General features: G+C 60.1%; 15 protein-coding genes. 8 read left to right on the top strand and 7 right to left on the bottom strand.

All coding sequences use genetic code 11. The features are described from left to right. Positions 1 to 191 precede the first annotated feature (191 nt). Together pnp and ACR0FG_RS12320 are read left to right on the top strand one after the other, a co-directional pair. Complete coding sequence (gene pnp / locus ACR0FG_RS12325) at positions 192 to 2,342, top strand: polyribonucleotide nucleotidyltransferase (RefSeq protein WP_480893319.1); 2,151 nt, start codon at positions 192 to 194, stop codon at positions 2,340 to 2,342. A gap of 232 nt (positions 2,343 to 2,574) precedes the next feature. Then, positions 2,575 to 3,705: a Fic family protein gene (locus ACR0FG_RS12320; RefSeq protein WP_480893318.1), complete on the top strand. Its 1,131-nt coding sequence runs from the start codon at positions 2,575 to 2,577 to the stop codon at positions 3,703 to 3,705. A 97-nt stretch (positions 3,706 to 3,802) separates the two neighbouring features. On the opposite strand, the gene ACR0FG_RS12315 is transcribed toward ACR0FG_RS12320, so the two are convergent. Next, on the bottom strand, positions 3,803 to 4,453 hold the full coding sequence (locus ACR0FG_RS12315; RefSeq protein WP_170684281.1) for a peroxiredoxin: 651 nt from the start codon (positions 4,451 to 4,453) through the stop codon (positions 3,803 to 3,805). A 214-nt stretch (positions 4,454 to 4,667) separates the two neighbouring features. Here ACR0FG_RS12315 and ACR0FG_RS12310 point away from each other — a divergent pair, with 214 nt between their 5' ends. After that, positions 4,668 to 6,107: an aldehyde dehydrogenase family protein gene (locus ACR0FG_RS12310; RefSeq protein WP_480893317.1), complete on the top strand. Its 1,440-nt coding sequence runs from the start codon at positions 4,668 to 4,670 to the stop codon at positions 6,105 to 6,107. 50 nt (positions 6,108 to 6,157) lie between these two features. Here the strand turns inward: ACR0FG_RS12310 and ACR0FG_RS12305 are convergent, their stop codons facing one another. After that, on the bottom strand, positions 6,158 to 6,592 hold the full coding sequence (locus ACR0FG_RS12305) for a glyoxalase superfamily protein (RefSeq protein ID WP_480893316.1): 435 nt from the start codon (positions 6,590 to 6,592) through the stop codon (positions 6,158 to 6,160). 178 nt (positions 6,593 to 6,770) lie between these two features. Continuing rightward, positions 6,771 to 7,613: a bifunctional helix-turn-helix domain-containing protein/methylated-DNA--[protein]-cysteine S-methyltransferase gene (locus tag ACR0FG_RS12300; RefSeq protein ID WP_480893315.1), complete on the bottom strand. Its 843-nt coding sequence runs from the start codon at positions 7,611 to 7,613 to the stop codon at positions 6,771 to 6,773. A gap of 118 nt (positions 7,614 to 7,731) precedes the next feature. Here ACR0FG_RS12300 and nth point away from each other — a divergent pair, with 118 nt between their 5' ends. Together nth and ACR0FG_RS12290 are read left to right on the top strand one after the other, a co-directional pair. Beyond that, a complete protein-coding gene (nth, locus tag ACR0FG_RS12295; RefSeq protein ID WP_480893314.1) occupies positions 7,732 to 8,376 on the top strand; it encodes an endonuclease III in 645 nt (214 codons plus the stop codon). Continuing rightward, on the top strand, positions 8,373 to 9,362 hold the full coding sequence (locus tag ACR0FG_RS12290; RefSeq protein ID WP_480893312.1) for an adenosine kinase: 990 nt from the start codon (positions 8,373 to 8,375) through the stop codon (positions 9,360 to 9,362). Before nth ends, ACR0FG_RS12290 begins: the two co-directional genes overlap by 4 nt. Before the next feature lie 212 nt (positions 9,363 to 9,574). Here ACR0FG_RS12290 and ACR0FG_RS12285 read toward each other — a convergent pair whose 3' ends face one another. Together ACR0FG_RS12285 and ACR0FG_RS12280 are read right to left on the bottom strand one after the other, a co-directional pair. Continuing rightward, positions 9,575 to 10,414: a DUF547 domain-containing protein gene (locus tag ACR0FG_RS12285; RefSeq protein ID WP_480893310.1), complete on the bottom strand. Its 840-nt coding sequence runs from the start codon at positions 10,412 to 10,414 to the stop codon at positions 9,575 to 9,577. Next, positions 10,411 to 11,787: a radical SAM protein gene (locus tag ACR0FG_RS12280; RefSeq protein WP_480893308.1), complete on the bottom strand. Its 1,377-nt coding sequence runs from the start codon at positions 11,785 to 11,787 to the stop codon at positions 10,411 to 10,413. The genes ACR0FG_RS12285 and ACR0FG_RS12280 overlap by 4 nt, the downstream gene beginning before the upstream one ends. A gap of 157 nt (positions 11,788 to 11,944) precedes the next feature. Here ACR0FG_RS12280 and ACR0FG_RS12275 point away from each other — a divergent pair, with 157 nt between their 5' ends. Continuing rightward, positions 11,945 to 12,610, top strand: a complete 666-nt coding sequence (locus ACR0FG_RS12275; RefSeq protein ID WP_480893306.1) for an NYN domain-containing protein — start codon at positions 11,945 to 11,947, stop codon at positions 12,608 to 12,610. Positions 12,611 to 12,637: 27 nt separating this feature from the next. Here ACR0FG_RS12275 and ACR0FG_RS12270 read toward each other — a convergent pair whose 3' ends face one another. Then, on the bottom strand, positions 12,638 to 13,123 hold the full coding sequence (locus ACR0FG_RS12270) for an RNA pyrophosphohydrolase (RefSeq protein ID WP_480893303.1): 486 nt from the start codon (positions 13,121 to 13,123) through the stop codon (positions 12,638 to 12,640). Positions 13,124 to 13,254: 131 nt separating this feature from the next. Here ACR0FG_RS12270 and ACR0FG_RS12265 point away from each other — a divergent pair, with 131 nt between their 5' ends. Both ACR0FG_RS12265 and ACR0FG_RS12260 read left to right on the top strand, forming a co-directional pair. After that, positions 13,255 to 15,282: an FAD-dependent oxidoreductase gene (locus ACR0FG_RS12265; protein ID WP_480893301.1), complete on the top strand. Its 2,028-nt coding sequence runs from the start codon at positions 13,255 to 13,257 to the stop codon at positions 15,280 to 15,282. 92 nt (positions 15,283 to 15,374) lie between these two features. Beyond that, positions 15,375 to 16,286, top strand: coding sequence for an AEC family transporter (locus ACR0FG_RS12260; RefSeq protein ID WP_480893300.1), 912 nt, complete (start codon positions 15,375 to 15,377; stop codon positions 16,284 to 16,286). 11 nt (positions 16,287 to 16,297) lie between these two features. Here the strand turns inward: ACR0FG_RS12260 and ACR0FG_RS12255 are convergent, their stop codons facing one another. Then, the gene (locus ACR0FG_RS12255; protein WP_480893298.1) at positions 16,298 to 16,738 is read right to left on the bottom strand and encodes a DUF4399 domain-containing protein; all 441 of its coding nucleotides are present in this window, start codon (positions 16,736 to 16,738) and stop codon (positions 16,298 to 16,300) included. Between the last annotated feature and the right edge of the window lie 170 nt (positions 16,739 to 16,908).

Genomic DNA, 16,908 nt, shown 5'->3' with positions numbered 1-16,908 from the left:
CGGGACAGCCGCTTGGCCGTGTTCGCTTCCCCTTTCCTTCCTGCGCATTCTCATGTATGCGCGCGGTATCTGAGAGGTTGTGCCCTGACCCCGGCACTCAGACGAAAGTAAAAATGGGGTCGGCGGCAATGGGGCCGCCATGCAAACCGGAGACCCGCAGGGGCGGGAGTGCTCCGTTCTAGGATACGCATATGTTTGATGTAACGAAGAAATCAATGCAGTGGGGCGAAGAGACGCTGACACTGGAAACCGGCAAGGTTGCCCGTCAGGCTGACGGCAGCGTGATTGCCACGCTGGGCGAAACCAGCGTCATGGCGAACGTGACCTTTGCACGGGCTCAAAAACCGGGTCAGGACTTTTTCCCGCTGACCGTTCACTACCAAGAGAAATACTATGCTGCCGGCAAAGTTCCGGGTGGCTTCTTCAAGCGCGAGGCGCGCCCGACCGAGAAAGAGACGCTGACCGCGCGTCTGATCGACCGTCCGATCCGCCCGCTGTTTGTTGACGGCTTCAAGAACGAAGTTCTGGTCATGTGCACCGTGCTGTCGCACGATCTGGTCAATGATCCCGACATCGTTGCGATGATCGCGGCATCCGCTGCTCTGACAATTTCCGGCGCGCCGTTCATGGGCCCGATCGCCGGCGCTCGCGTTGGTTTCGTGGATGGCGAATACGTCCTGAACCCGACCGTGGACGATATGCAGGACCTGCGCCTGAACCCAGAACAGCGTCTGGACCTGGTTGTTGCAGGTACCAAAGACGCCGTGATGATGGTGGAATCCGAAGCCTATGAGCTGTCCGAGGCCGAAATGCTGGGCGCGGTGAACTTCGCGCACGCGCAGATTCAGCCGGTGATCGACCTGATCATCTCGCTGGCAGAAGACGCCGCGAAAGAGCCGTTTGAGTTTGAAGCGCCCGACTATTCGGATCTCTACGCAGCCGTCAAAGCCGCCGGTGAAGAGCAGATGCGCGCCGCGTTCGCAATCACCGACAAGCAAGAGCGCACTGCCGCTGTTGCCGCTGCCCGTGAAGCGATCAAGGAAGCGCTGACCGAAGAACAGCTGGAAGACGGCAACCTGGGTTCCGCGATGAAAAAGCTGGAAGCTGGCATTCTGCGCGGCGATGTCGTCAAAGGCGGCAAGCGGATCGATGGTCGTTCGACCACCGATATCCGTTCGATCGTTGCAGAAACCTCGATGCTGCCGCGGACCCACGGTTCCGCCCTGTTCACCCGTGGTGAAACGCAGGCGCTGGCCGTGACCACGCTGGGCACGGGTGACGATGAGCAATTCATCGACGCGCTGCATGGCAACTTCAAATCGAACTTCCTGCTGCACTACAACTTCCCTCCGTATTCGGTTGGTGAAGTTGGCCGTGTGGGTGGCCCGGGCCGTCGTGAGATCGGCCACGGCAAGCTGGCATGGCGCGCGCTGCAGGCGGTTCTGCCTGCGGCGACCGACTTCCCCTACACGATCCGCATCGTATCCGAGATCACCGAATCCAACGGCTCCAGCTCGATGGCGTCGGTCTGCGGCGGTTCGCTGTCGATGATGGACGCAGGCGTTCCGCTGAAAGCACCGGTTGCCGGTGTGGCCATGGGTCTGATCCTGGAAGATGACGGCGATTATGCCATCCTGTCCGACATTCTGGGTGACGAAGATCACCTGGGCGATATGGACTTCAAAGTGGCGGGTACCGAAAACGGCATCACCTCGCTGCAGATGGACATCAAGGTTGCGGGCATCACGCCCGAGATCATGGAGAAAGCCCTGGCGCAAGCCAAGGACGGCCGGATGCACATCCTGGGCGAGATGGGCAAAGCCCTGTCCGAGACCAACGAGTTCTCGGTCCACGCCCCGCGCATCGAGACCATGAACATCCCGACCGACAAGATCCGCGAAGTGATCGGTTCGGGCGGTAAGGTCATCCGCGAAATCGTCGAGGTTTCGGGTGCCAAGGTCGACATCAACGACGACGGCGTGATCAAGATCGCCTCGCCCGATGGTGAATCGATCAAGAAGGCCTATGAGATGATCCACTCGATCGTCGCCGAGCCGGAAGAGGGTCAGATCTATACTGGTAAAGTGGTCAAGATCGTCGACTTCGGTGCGTTCGTGAACTTCTTTGGCAAGCGCGACGGTCTGGTCCACGTGTCCCAGATCGAAAACCGCCGCCTGAACCATCCGTCGGATGTTCTGAAGGAAGGTCAGGAAGTAAAGGTCAAGCTGCTGGGCTTTGACGATCGCGGCAAGGTCCGCCTGTCGATGAAAGTGGTCGATCAGGAAACCGGCGAAGAGATCGTGCCTGAGAAGAAAGAAAAGAAAGAGGAAAGCGCAGAGTAATCTGAGCTTTCATCGCTAAGACGAAAGACCCCGGTGGAAACGCCGGGGTCTTTTTTTGTTGTGCTCGTAAACCGCTCTTGTACACAACAAGCTCGCTTGATGTTTCTTCATACCTCCCAAAACGGCTTGTTGTTCAAAACAGCCCACTTTGGGCACAACAAGCTTGATTGACGGAGTCACATCAACTACAAACCCTTTTGACGTATTCAATCGGGCATTTCGAGCACAACAAATGCAATTCATATCCACAGAAGATGCGATTCAATACCACTACGGGCGATTTCCGCCCGCAGAATTGGATTTCGCCAAACTGATAGACCCTGTTTTCGAGGCAACCGGGGCTCTTGCACGCTATGACCAGATGCTGGCGGCCATGCACAACAGCGAAATTTTATTGGCCCCGCTCCGAAATCAGGAGGCCATCGTCTCATCGCGTATGGAAGGCACCATCTCGACATTGGACGAGATACTTCAGATCGAAGCCGATCAGGAAGCGGGCGATACCGATGCGTTTAATCGTTATCGGGCGGATGCGGTTGAAACCCTGTTGTATGCGCGTGCCATGCGCATGGTCCAACGTAAGATGAACGATGGGCAAGCCTTGTCACCTTTCTTGATCCGGTCGGCCCACCAAATGCTTTTGTCATTTGGCAGAGGTGCAGCCAAATCACCTGGAAGCTACAAATCGGAACAGAACTACATCGGAGAGAAGAGGCGGCAATCCGTCTCTTTTGTCCCGATCAGCCCGGACCGGCTTGAGAATGGGATGAACGATCTGTTTACCTACATCCGGAACGACACGGTCACACCGCTGATCCGGACTGCGGTGGCTCATGTCGAATTCGAGGCGCTACACCCGTTCGAAGACGGAAACGGCCGGATTGGCCGCATCCTCATAACACTGATGTTATGGGAACTTGGGATAATCCGCCAACCGCACTTTTACGTCTCGGCTGTATTGGAAGAGTACAGGGACGATTACATCGACATGATGCGGGATGTATCGGCACACAACGCCTGGACCGAATGGGTCAGGTTTTTTCTGGAATCCCTGCGCGAACAGGCCGAGCGCAACATTTCCACAGCCGAAAGCATCTTCTCACTCTATGACGAGATGAAAGAGCGCTTCCGGCACGAATTGAACAGCCCGTGGGCCATGAACGCCCTTGATTTTATGTTCACTAACCCGCAGTTCAGAAACAATCGCTTCACCAACATGAGCGAGATACCCTCGCATGTTGCGATGAACTTCACGCGCAAATTGCGTGACGCCGATCTTATTCGACAAGTGATACCCGCATCCGGTCGGCGCCCCGCCATGTATGCATTTGAACCACTTATCGAAATTGTCAGACAAGCCTGACACGATCCCCCGCTTCATCTGTCTAAAAATATCCTCGGGGGGAATCGCGCCCTCAGGGCGCGATGGGGGGCAGACAGCCCCCCTGACCCGGTCCAACTCAGGACGGCGCCTTGGTTTTGCGCAGGTATGGAAAGATCGTCTCGAACTCGCCGAATTTTTCCTTGGCTTCGTCATTCGATACCGCAGGCGGAATGATGACATCCTCGCCCGGCACCCAGTTGGCGGGTGTTGCAACGCCCTTAGCGCTCATCTGCAAGCCGTCCAGTGCGCGCAGGATCTCGGCAAAGTTTCGGCCCACGGTCATCGGATAGGTCATCGACAGTTTCAACTGCTTGTCCGGCCCGATGATGAACACGGATCGCACGGTGGCGCTGTCGGCAGGGGTACGGCCATCGGGCAGGTAGGCCTCGGCAGGCAGCATGTCGAAGGCTTTCGACACGGCCAGACCATCGTCGGCGATGATCGGAAAGCCGGGGTTGGCGTTTCCGTAAGCCTCGATGTCTTTCTTCCACTTCTTGTGATCCTCAACCCCATCAACCGAAACGCCGATCACCTTGGTGCCCCGCGCGGCCCATTCGTCGTTCAGTTGCGCCACGGCCGAGAACTCGGTGGTGCAGACGGGGGTGAAATCCTTGGGATGCGAGAACAGGATGGCCCAGCTATCGCCAATCCAGTCATGGAACTGGATTGTTCCCTGATCGGTTTCGGCGGTGAAATTTGGAACGGTGTCATTGATGCGCAAACCCATGGGGCATCTCCTCTGCTGGTATGTGGACCGAGTCGGTTGCTGCAAACTTAGTCACTTTGGCGCTGGGTTAAAGCTTTCAGTCCTGACGTAGGGTAAATTCATATATCGCGATGCCCGGATCAAAGCTTTCCCTTGCCGCGCCCTTGCAGCGGTGACAGAGTGTCCGGTAAAACCGACCGATCGGTCGAATGTAATGTGATGCGGAGGCTCTCTCATGATTGAAAAACGTGATTTCTACATCAACGGCCAATGGGTCTCACCCGCCGCGGCCAACGACTTTCAGGTTATCAACCCGTCGACCGAAGAACCCTGTGCAGTGATTTCGTTGGGCGCGCAGGCCGATACCGATGCGGCCGTGGCAGCAGCCAAAGCGGCATTGCCCGGCTGGATGGCGACCCCGGTCGAAGACCGTATCGCGCTGATGGAAAAGCTGGTCGATATCTACAAGACCCGTTCCGACGATCTGGCACAAGCGATGTCGCTTGAGATGGGCGCGCCGATTGACATGGCCCGCACGCAACAATCGGGCGCGGGTATTTATCACCTGAAAAACTTCATCCGCGCCGCCAAAGCGTTTCAATTCGAGCGCCCCTTGGGCGATCACGCGCCAAACGACCGGATCATTTATGAGGCCGTGGGTGTGGCTGCCCTGATCACACCGTGGAACTGGCCGATGAATCAGGTCACGCTCAAGGTGGGTGCGGCGGCGATTGCGGGCTGCACGATGGTTCTGAAACCGTCCGAGCAAAGCCCGCTGAATGCGATGATCTTTGCCGAGATGATGGATGAGGCGGGTTTCCCCGCTGGTGTGTTCAATCTGGTCAATGGTGACGGTGTGGGCGTGGGCTCGCAGCTATCCGGTCATCCGGATGTGGATATGGTCAGCTTCACCGGCTCGACCCGCGCGGGTACGGCGATTTCCAAGAATGCTGCCGATACGCTGAAGAAAGTGCATCTGGAACTGGGCGGCAAGGGCGCCAATGTGGTCTTTGCCGATGCCGACGAAAAGGCCGTCAAGCGCGGTGTGCTGCACATGATGAACAACACCGGCCAAAGCTGTAACGCCCCCAGCCGGATGCTGGTGCAGCGTCCGATCTATGATCGGGCGGTCGAGACCGCGGCGGAGGTGGCCAACAAGGTCTCGGTCGGGTCTGCCATGGAGGAAGGTCGCCATATCGGTCCGGTGGTGAACGAGGTGCAGTGGACCAAGATTCAAGACCTGATCCAGAAGGGCATCGACGAAGGCGCGCGTCTGGTCGCAGGCGGCACCGGGCGGCCCGAAGGTCTGAACAAGGGTTATTATGTGCGCCCTACGGTTTTTGCCGATGCCAACAACCAGATGACCATCGCGCGCGAGGAGATCTTTGGCCCGGTCCTGACCATGATCCCGTTCGATACCGAAGAAGAGGCGATCGAGATCGCCAATGACACGCCCTATGGGCTGACCAACTATGTCCAGACGCAGGACGGCACGCGCGCCAACCGCATGGCGCGGCATCTGCGGTCGGGCATGGTTGAAATGAACGGCCAATCGCGCAGCGCGGGCTCTCCGTTCGGGGGGATGAAACAATCGGGCAACGGGCGCGAGGGCGGTGTTTTCGGGCTTGAGGATTTCCTTGAGGTCAAGGCCGTCGGTGGCTGGGCTGCGGAATAATTCTTGACCTCAAATGGTGAAAAGGGTGGGGCCAAAAACCCCGCCCTTTGTCATTCGGGGCGCACGATCAGGTGCGGCTCACCATCCGACGTGTGCCGGACCGAGCGGCCATCCCAGCCAACCTCACCTGTGACACGCTGCCGATAAGACGAGAAGCTGTCAAAACGCACAACGTCCACCGGCGTATCAAATTGCAGCGTGATCCTGCGATGGGCACCATCGCCCAGAACCGTCAGTCCCCGGATCTCGGCCTTGAATGGCTGACCCAGATAGCGGCCCGAAACCCGGTCACCGACGCGCAATTGCATCCGGTTACCGGCTTGGGCGTGCAGCGTGTTCCAGTCGCGTGCACCGTATTGATGGGCCAGCATCTCGAGCGCCTCACTGTGGGACAGCTTTACCCCGGTGTTACGCAGGGTGTCCCGCAGCCTTTTGGCCTGCGATTTCAGATCGCCTAGTGGCGGTATGTGGTTTGGTTTCGTCATCATTTGCCTCGTTTCTTAAAACGGGCGCGAATTCAGGACGGGGTTCGCATTGCCATCCGCGCGCCGGGAAGGGGCAACAGATGTAGTGTTCAACCGGGTTTCACCAAAGCCAGAGGCCGCGAACGGCAGGAGACCCGAACCTGCGGCGGCTTCTGACACCAAGGGCCGTCTTTGTCAATCAGGCGTCGGCCTGCGCTGCCTCATAGGCCAGCATCGCGCGCTTCACTGGCAAGCCCCAGTGATAGCCGCCTAAACCACCGGATTTGCGCAAGGCGCGGTGGCACGGGATCAGCCAGCTGACCGGGTTGCGGCCCACTGCCGTTCCCACTGCACGCACGGCCTGCGGGGAACCCACCCTCTGCGCGATCTCGGAATAGGTCGTGACCTGTCCCGAGGGGATGTGCATCAGCGCCTCCCACACCTTGATCTGAAGGGGCGAGCCGATCAGATGCAGAGGTGTCTCGGACCGGTCGGTGCCAAACGCGCCTTGCACCCATGGGTGCAGGCGCGCGGAATTTTCCAAAAATTCCGCTTTCGGCCAACGTGAAACCATATCCTCCATCGCCGCCGCTTCGCCGGTCTCGGACCCGAAGGCGATACCGCAGATGCCCTTGTCAGTGCCCATGACCAGAGCGGGGCCAAAGGGGCAATCGAACCAGCCCCAATAGATCCTGAGGCCTTCGCCCCTGCGGGCATATTCTCCGGGGCTCATGGATTCCCATTTCAGGAACAGATCATGCAGCCGTCCACTGCCCGACAGCCCGACGTTATGCGCGGTTTCCAGCGTCGTGAACCGTTCGCGCAGCAGTGCCTTGGCGTGGCCCAGTGTCAGGTATTGCTGATACCGCTTGGGCGACACGCCCGTCCAGCGCGAGAACAGGCGCTGGAAATGGGCGGGGCTCATGTCCATCTGGCGGGCCAGTTCATCGAGGCTGAGCCCCTCGCCGCCCTGATCGATCAGATCAATAGCCCGGCGCATGACGTTGTAGTGGTATCCGCTTTCGGGGGTCTGGACGTTCATCGGTCTCACCTCTTTGTCTGGGGTAAACCATAGCGCGCGGGTCACGGCCCCGCGACCCGGAACTTGCGCATTGGCTTTGGGCTTGTGTCATGGCCCCTTGGTCGGCATTAAGGCGCGGATGGCAAAGCAACTTGATTACCACACGATCCGCGAGATCTTTACGCGTTTTCACGACGCCGACCCCGAACCCAAGGGGGAGCTGGATCACGTGAACGTCTACACTCTGGTCGTTGCCGTGGCGCTGTCGGCGCAGGCCACCGATGCAGGCGTCAACAAGGCCACGAAAGAGCTGTTCAAGATCGCCGACACCCCGCAAAAGATGCTGGATCTGGGCGAGGAAGGTCTGACCGAACATATCAAGACCATCGGCCTGTTCCGCCAGAAGGCGAAGAACGTGATCAAGCTGAGCCGTATTCTGGTCGAGGACTATGGCGGCGAGGTGCCAAATTCACGCGCGGCGCTGCAATCGCTGCCCGGTGTCGGACGCAAGACCGCCAATGTGGTGCTGAACATGTGGTGGCGCTATCCGGCGCAGGCGGTGGATACGCATATCTTTCGCGTCGGCAACCGATCGGGCATTTGTCCCGGCAAGACCGTGGATGCGGTGGAGCGCGCCATCGAGGATAACATCCCAACCGATTTTCAGCTTCATGCGCATCACTGGCTGATCCTGCATGGACGCTATCACTGCAAGGCACGCAAACCGCAGTGCCCGACCTGTATCATCCGCGATCTCTGCGAATTTGAGGATAAGACCCAATGAAAACCTACCAGCTTGTCGGCATCGGAAATGCCGTGGTGGACGTGATTTCCCAGGCCGATGACAGCTTTCTTGAGCTGATGGGCATCGAAAAGGGCATCATGCAACTGATCGAGCAGGAGCGCGGCGAGGTGCTGTATGCCTCGATGGAAGGCCGGGTACAGACGCCAGGCGGCTCGGTCGCCAACACCATCGCCGGGGCCGGTGCGCTGGGACTGGATGCCGCGTTCATCGGGCGGGTGCATGATGACGCTTTGGGCCGGTTCTATGCGGATGCGATGAACGAGGACGGGGTCGATTTCGTGAACCCGCCGGTCCCGGGGGGAGAGCTGCCGACATCGCGCTCGATGATCTTTGTCTCGCCCGATGGCGAGCGGTCGATGAACACTTATCTTGGGATTTCGTCGGAACTGTCGTCGCAAGACGTTTCCGCGGAAGTGGCGGGCAACAGTCAGATCATGTTCCTTGAGGGCTATTTGTTCGACAAGGAAAAGGGCAAGGCCGCGTTTCTAGAGGCGGCGCGCACCTGTCACAAGGGTGGCGGCAAGGCGGGGATCGCGATTTCCGATCCGTTCTGCGTGGAACGCCACCGGACGGATTTCCTGTTGCTGATCGAGAACGAATTGGATTTTGTCATCGGCAACGAGGCCGAGATCAAGTCGCTGTTCGAAACCGATGATCTGGAAGAGGCTTTGGCGAAGACTGCGGGGATCTGTCCGTTGGTTGTGTGTACGCGGTCGGGTGATGGCGTGACCGTTTTGCATGACGGCCAGCGTGTTGACGTGCCGGTGCAAAAGGTGGTGCCGGTGGATGCGACCGGCGCGGGCGATCAGTTTGCCGCCGGTTTCCTGTATGGCATGGCCACCGGGCGCGACTACGAGACCTGCGCGAAGATCGGCAATGTCTGCGCCCGCGAAGTGATCAGCCATATCGGGCCGAGGCCCGAGGCGAATATGCAGGAATTGCTGCGGGCGGAAAGCTTGCTGTAAAAAGCTGAGCCGCGCGATTGCCAGACCGTGGGATGGCGACCAACCGGCTGAGCGAGGCGCTTTATGCCAGCCAAACACTGCCACGATATTGCTGTTTGCGACGGTGCAAAATCGCCAGCCCGTGCGGGCGGTGTCGTCCATTGGGCTCGAACCAATGGCGCCGCAATGAACGACCGATCGCGCGGCGGCCTGACGGCCTTGATTCCGCGCGTTTATGACCCCGTCGCCGCGTCGTTTAGGGCCCAATCGTATTCATAGGCACTAACCCAAGGCGTTTGCTGCAACCGCACCCGCAGTTCCGGCTCGGCCGCTGTTTCCAGATAGGCAATCACCGCCTTTTGGTTCATCCCAAAATCCTCGCGGAACCAGATGTAGATTTTGGACAGGATCAACCGCCCGCGATCATCGAACCGCACCCCGCGCGGATCGTTGACATAGGCGCGCTCGGCGTTGGCTAGGTCGCGTTCCAGCGTCTGCGCCTGCCATGCTCGGTCCATCAGGTTGGGGCACCCCACTGCGGCACAGTTCAGGGCATAGTGAATGCGTGGCTCGTTGAATGTGGGGCGGATGATGCGGTGTTCGATCTCGTTGAGCGTCAGCGTCTGCCCGGCAACCGTTGCCAGAGGCCGGTCCCATGGACCAAAGGAAAACGCCCCATCGGTGATGTCGCGGATCGAGGCCACGGGGTAGTTCTCGAGGATCAGATCCACCGTCAGCGCATTATAAAGGTTGATCCAATAGGCCAGCTGCTGATTGCGGCCGAGCGTGGCGGGATCAACCGATTGCAGGTCGCTTAAATAGCGGTCCAGCCGCGCGCGGTCGGTTTGCGACACCTGCCCATAGGCCACCCGGTTCACACCCTGCGCATCCGGCGCGACATAGCGGTTCAGAAAGACGCTCCAATCGCGATGATCAACCCGCTCGCCCGGCGGCGGCGCGGCGCGGGTCAGGGCGGCGTTTTCAAGGGGGGCGGCGGCGGGAAGGGCCAAACGCTCGACACTGGCGCAGGCGGCTAGCAGGGGCAAAAGCAGAAGGATCAGCAGGGGTCTCATGAAGCGGCCTTTCGTTTGGCACGGCGCGCGCGCAACTGGCCCTTGAGCTTTTTCAGCGGGGCCTGCGCGGGATCGTTCAGGTCAGGCAGATCCGGGCTTTGGGACAGGTCTTGCGCGGCGGCGTTCCACCAGCGCGGACCATCTGCGCCATCCACCCGGTCGGAGGCCGCAAGATGCAGGTCGCGCTGCGCGTTGTGGGCGCACATCGACAGTGGACCGTTGGCGGTGGCGACCATAAACACGCATGAGGCGCAGCGGTCATCCTCGAGCGCGTCAGCGGCCATGAAGTTATGAATGAACACCGCCTGCCGTCGCACCGGGCCGCGTAGCAAACCAGTGCCCAGCGTCAAGGCGCAGCCCACCAGATGCACAGCGGCGCGCAGGGCCAGAGCCGGATGGCGCAAGACCAGCCGCCGCAGACTGTCGCGGATATCAAGATGACCATCCTTCGATTTTTCCTCTTGCTGCAGCGCGTCGATCACCCGGTGCACCAGACGGCGGTTCGAGAGAACCGATTTTGCCCGGCCCCCGGCGGTCAGCACGCTGGCATAGCGGTTGCAGCGCGAATGGCCCACAGCGGCGGTGTCGAAATGCAGCGGGGTCTCGTACCCCGCTTCGACCGCGCGCATCACGCTGTCCTGCGTGATCGCATCGGGGCGCGCGCGCAACACGCCGCGCCCGGTATCGGCCTGCATCTGGAACGAAACAAAGGCGACCTCGGGCCGGTCGCGCAAGAACCGCGCCAGCGCGGGCAGTTCGTCGAAATTGCCTGCAAAGACGGTGGTATTGAACAGGATGCGCAGACCCAAACCGCGCGCGCGGCGGATATAGGCGCGGCGGACGGTGTTCAGATCCGCCTCGGTTTCGAACCCGCTTCGTTCCTGTGTCAGATCGACGTGAAAGGCCACATCGTCCAGCCCCGCCGCCGCCAGCCGGGTCAGGGCGGCGCGGCTGGCGCGGATACCGTTGGTCATCAGGCATGACCGCATCCCCAGACGGCGGATTTCGCGGCACAGCGCCTCAAGATCCTCGACCTTGCGCAGGGTCGGATCGCCGCCCGTCAACTGCACCGAGACGCCCGGGCCATAGTGGCTGTGGATCGTGGCCAGCCGCGCGAACAGGACCGAGAGGGGGGGATCATAGGTCATCTCGGCCCGGTCCGAGAGGTAGCAGAGCGTGCAATCCAGATTACAGCGCTGCGTTACCTCAAGCGCGACGCAGGCGATGGGATAGAACCGGCCAGCGGTCTGGCCGGGGCCGTATTCGCCTGCGGATGTCAGCCCGCCGCGCAAAGGCGCACGGCGGTCGGTGCCGTGAAACCGGCGGCCGGAGGGGGTGCAGTGGGTGAAAAGGTGATCTGAGGTGTCCTTCATAGGTCATGAGGCTAGGGGCAGGCCCGCTCTCGCGCCACGGCCCCTCACGGCGATTTGTCAGATCATGAGGTCGGGGTGATCAAAGCCGCCCGGGTCAAAATTCTGCCTCAAAACGAGACTAGAAAGCCGAAATTGAATCAAGAGATTGAGATCGCGGATGACAAGACGGGCCGCTTTGCTGGTTGACGGGGATAACCTGAGCCCAACCTATCAGACCCAAATTTTGAAGACGGGACGGCAGTTCGGTCAGATCGATATCGCGCGCGTCTACATGAACGCTCAGCGGTGTTCAGGCTGGCATGACGCGCCCGCCTTTCGCCTGTTTCACAGCGGCACGGGGAAGAATGCCACCGATATCTTGCTGGCGATCGACGCAATCGAGCTTGCCTTGCAAAAGAGTATCGATGTCATTCTGATCGCCAGTTCGGACGGCGATTTCACGCACCTGCATAGCAGGCTGCGCGAGCATGGGCTGACCACCGTGGGCATTGGCGAGGAAAAGACGCCGCAGGCGCTGCGGGTCAACTGCTCGGAATTTGTCGCGTTAGGCCCCGACCGAGGTGCCAAGCCGATTTGCAACGCGGTGCAGCCGCCATCCGATCTGGACAGAAATATCCGGGGTGTGATTGCCGCCAACAGCAAGAACGGAAAAGGCATTCCAATCGCGGACCTGAACATCCGGATGCGTCGTCAGCATGACATCAGGATCAGCACTTACCCCGAGAAGACATGGCACGGCTATCTGGCTGCCCGCAAGGACCTGTATGATCTGGACCCAAAAGGGCCGGACGCGCATGTGCGTTTCAAACCCGGTGGGTTTTAGGGGCAAAGACAACGGCTGCGCGGTAACTCAGCCCAAATATTCCGCAAACGCCGCAACCACTTGCTGATATACCTCGCGCTTGAACGGCACGATTTCGGCGATCAGACGGTCGGGCTCCTGCCATTTCCAGTGGGTGAATTCGGGGTGGTCAGTGGCGATGTTGATTTGGTCGTCGCGGCCTGTAAAGCGCATCAGGAACCATTTCTGTTCCTGCCCGCGATAGCGGCCTTTCCAGATTTTGGGCACGATGTCATGGGGTAGGTCATAGGGCAGCCAGCCGGGGGTCTCGGCGATGATCTGGACAAGGTCAGCGGTCACGCCGGTCTCCTCGTACAGCTCACGCAGGGCGGCGTCGCGCGGGTCTTCGCCCTTGTCCACGCCGCCCTGAGGCATTTGCCACGCGTCCTTGTGGCGGTCGTTGCGCTGGCCCACGAAAATCCGACCGTCGGCATTCATCAGCATCAGGCCGACGCAGGGACGATAGGGCAGTTTGGCGATCTGGTCGGGGGTCATGCGGGGCCTCATGGGTTGTTCGGCCCTTCTGTATCAAGCCCCACCCCGGCGGCAAAGGGTATGACGTTAGGTTTCGCGTGACAAAGGTAATGCGCCCGTCAATCTTGGCCGAAATTCAGGGAGAGTTCGTCATGACCGCGTACCCAAATATGCTGGCCCCGCTGGATCTGGGCTTTACCACGCTGAAAAACCGCGTGCTGATGGGGTCCATGCATACAGGGCTTGAGGAAACCGGCGACTGGAACCGGGTGGCCGAGTTCTATGCCGACCGGGCGCGGGGCGGCGTGGCGCTGATGGTGACGGGTGGGATTGGTCCGAACCTTGAGGGCTCGGTTCTGCCGGGGGCGTCGATGATGACGAATGACACCGAGGTCGCGAACCACTCGATCGTAACGCAGCGGGTGCATGAGGCGGGTGGCAAGATCGCGATGCAGATTCTGCACGCGGGTCGCTATGCCTATGGGCCGAAATGCGTGGCGCCCAGCCCGGTGAAATCCCCGATCTCTCCGTTTCCGCCGCATGAGCTGGATGAGGAAGGGATCGAGAAGCAGATCAGCGATATCGTCAACGCCGCCGTGCTGGCGCAGCAGGCAGGGTATGACGGGGTCGAGATCATGGGGTCTGAGGGGTATTTCCTGAACCAGTTCCTTGTCACTCATACCAATAAGCGTACCGATCGCTGGGGTGGGTCTTATGAGAACCGGATGCGCCTGCCCATCGAGGTGGTGCGGCGGGTGCGCGAAGCCGTGGGCACGGATTTCATTATCATCTATCGGCTGTCGATGATTGATCTGGTGCCCAATGGCTCGACCCATGACGAGGTAGTGGAACTGGCGCAACGGATTGAACAGGCCGGGGCAACGATCATCAATACCGGCATCGGATGGCACGAGGCGCGGATACCGACGATTGCCACATCCGTGCCCCGTGCGGCGTTCGCATGGGTGACGAAAAAGCTGATGGGCAAGGTGTCGATCCCGGTGATCACATCCAACCGGATCAACACGCCTGAGGTTGCCGAAGAGGTTCTGGCGACCGGCTGTGCCGACATGGTCTCGCTGGCGCGCCCGATGCTGGCGGATGCGGATTTTGTGAACAAGGCGATGGCCGGTGAGGCGGCAAAGATCGCGCCTTGCATTGCCTGCAATCAGGCTTGTCTGGATCATACGTTCAGCGGCAAGCTGACATCCTGTCTGGTCAATCCGCGCGCCTGTCATGAGACCGAATTGGTGATTGGCAAAGCCGAGGTTGCCAAGACTGTCGCCATCGTTGGCGCTGGTCCGGCTGGCCTGTCCACCGCGATGACAGCGGCCCAGCGCGGGCACGACGTGACCCTGTTTGATCGCGCCGATGAGATTGGCGGACAGTTGAACATGGCCAAGCAGGTTCCGGGCAAAGAAGAGTTCTGGGGTCTGGTCGATTGGTATCGGGCCATGATCCGCGACCTTGGTGTCCGGCTGGAATTGGGGCGCGCCGTGGGGGCCGATGATCTGATCGGGTTTGACGAGGTGATCGTTGCGACGGGCGTAACTCCCCGCGACCCCGGGATCCCCGGTCAGGATCGCGACAATGTTCTGAGCTATATTGACGTGCTGCGCGGTGGGGCACAGGTTGGCAACTCCGTCGCCGTGATCGGCGCGGGTGGCATCGGCTTTGACGTGTCGGAATTTCTGCTGGAGGACGGCCATAGCGCGACCACCGATCTGCCGTTGTGGATGAAGGAATGGGGTGTGAGCGACCCGGCCGAACATCGTTCGGGTCTGGCCCCGGAAGGTCCGCAACCAGCGGCACCGGCCCGTCAGGTCACGCTGCTGCAGCGCAAGGCGCAGCGGCACGGCAAGGGGCTGGGCAAGACGACCGGATGGATCCACCGCGCGACGCTGAAGATGAAGAACGTCAATTTTGTCGGCGGCGTGAATTACGAGCGGATCGACGATGACGGCCTGCATGTCAGCTTTGGTGAAGCCCGCGAAAACCCGACTGTGATCGCGGCGGATACGATTGTGCTTTGCGCCGGACAGGTCTCGGATCGCGGCCTTGCGGATGATCTGACGGCGCGCGGGATCGCCTGCCATGTGATCGGCGGTGCAGATGTCGCCGCTGAGCTGGATGCCAAGCGCGCGATTGATCAGGGTACCCGGCTGGCGGCGCAGCTATAGCCCCTTTTTCAGCCGCTCCGTGTCGGTATTTGCTTTGAACACGGATGCAGAGAGCTTAGACACATGCAGGTTGATCTGAGGAAAAACCTGCCATGGTGTTCACCACCATCCTGACCGGACTTGCGCCAAGTTTTCTGATGGTTGCGCTGGGCGGATTGATCCGGGCGCGGCTGTCGGACAGTGCATGGCAGGGTCTGGACAAGCTGAACTTTGAAATCCTGTTCCCTGCGTTGCTGTTTGTGGCCGCCAGTCAGCGACCCATTGCCGTATCGGACGTTTTGCAGATCGGTCCGGCGGTCTGGGCGATCCTGATTGTCGCCATGCTGCTGGGATGGCTGGCGCGTCCGCTTGGGCCGCCGCGGTTTCTGGACTTTGCCGGAGCGTGGCAGACCACCTGGCGGTTCAACTCGGCCATCGCGTTGGTGGCGTCCCAGACGATTGCCCCGGGCACGCTGGGCGAAATGGCGGTGGCGATCGGGATGGCGGTACCGGTTGCAAATATGCTGGCGGTGATCGTGCTGTCGCGCGGCGGAAGCCTTGGGTTCGTTCAGACCGTCCTGAAGGTCGTCCTGAACCCGTTTTTGCTGGCGAGTGTGCTGGGCGTCACCGTCGGGTTGACCGGGATCACCATCCCTGCCCCTGTGCTTGCGCCGCTGGACATGGTTGCGGCGGCCGCCATCCCGATTGCCCTGATTTCCATCGGAGCGACCATGAACTGGAGCGCGCTGGCAAAGGTGGATCGGTTCAGTGGGTATGTCTGCCTGACGCAACTGGTGCTGGTACCCGGGGTGACATTGCTGGGCTGCCTGATCATTGGCGGCACCAATGAGCTGGCCCCGGTTCTGGTTCTGTTTGCAGCCCTACCAACGGCGTCCGCTGCACATATTCTGGCGTCCGGGTTCGGGGCCGACAGACAACTGGTTGCGACGCTAATCGCGCAATCAACGCTGCTGAGCGCGGTGACATTGCCGTTCTGGATACTCGGCCTCAAAACCCTGTTCTGAAAGATCCGCGCTTATTCGACGTTGATCGTAATCACATCGGACACAATGGGCGTGGCGTGCGGGACATGTCCGGCGTCGCCCAGCACCAACTGCAGCGTGTGCGGGCCCGGGCTCAGGTCCAACGTTACCTCGGTCTGCCCACCGCCGAAATGCAGGTGATTGTCATCCGAAGGCAGCCCATAGGCCAGTTCATCGGCGCCGTCTTCGCCCTGACCCAGCGGTGGGCGATCAACCAGAAGGTGATGATGACCGGTGTTTTCGGCCTCGGTCCCGGCGGGGGCCACGCCCATGCCGCTGAGGCCAAAGACCACTGTGACAGGCGATGTCACGGTGTCGCCATCAGACAAATTCACGAAATAGACCTTTGCATCCGGATTCGAGGGCGTTTCGCCCCCGGCCCAGGCAAACGGGGCGGCCAGGATCATCGCCAGAGCTATCAGAATTGTTCTCATCATCTCCTCCGTGGTCACAAAAATGCCATTCTCAACATAACACAATTGGGGCGCGGGTTTGAAATTTCAGCCTTTTTTCCGAGCAGGCCCCAATGTTTTCTGCCGCTTTTGCCGTTTCCCAACCGCAAACGATCCGATTCAAAACCCTGATATTATCCCATGTCTGCCCT

The organism is Ruegeria sp. E1, assembly GCF_056534225.1.
Note: the sequence above shows the minus strand (reverse complement) of the source record. Positions and strands in the feature narration are given on the sequence as shown.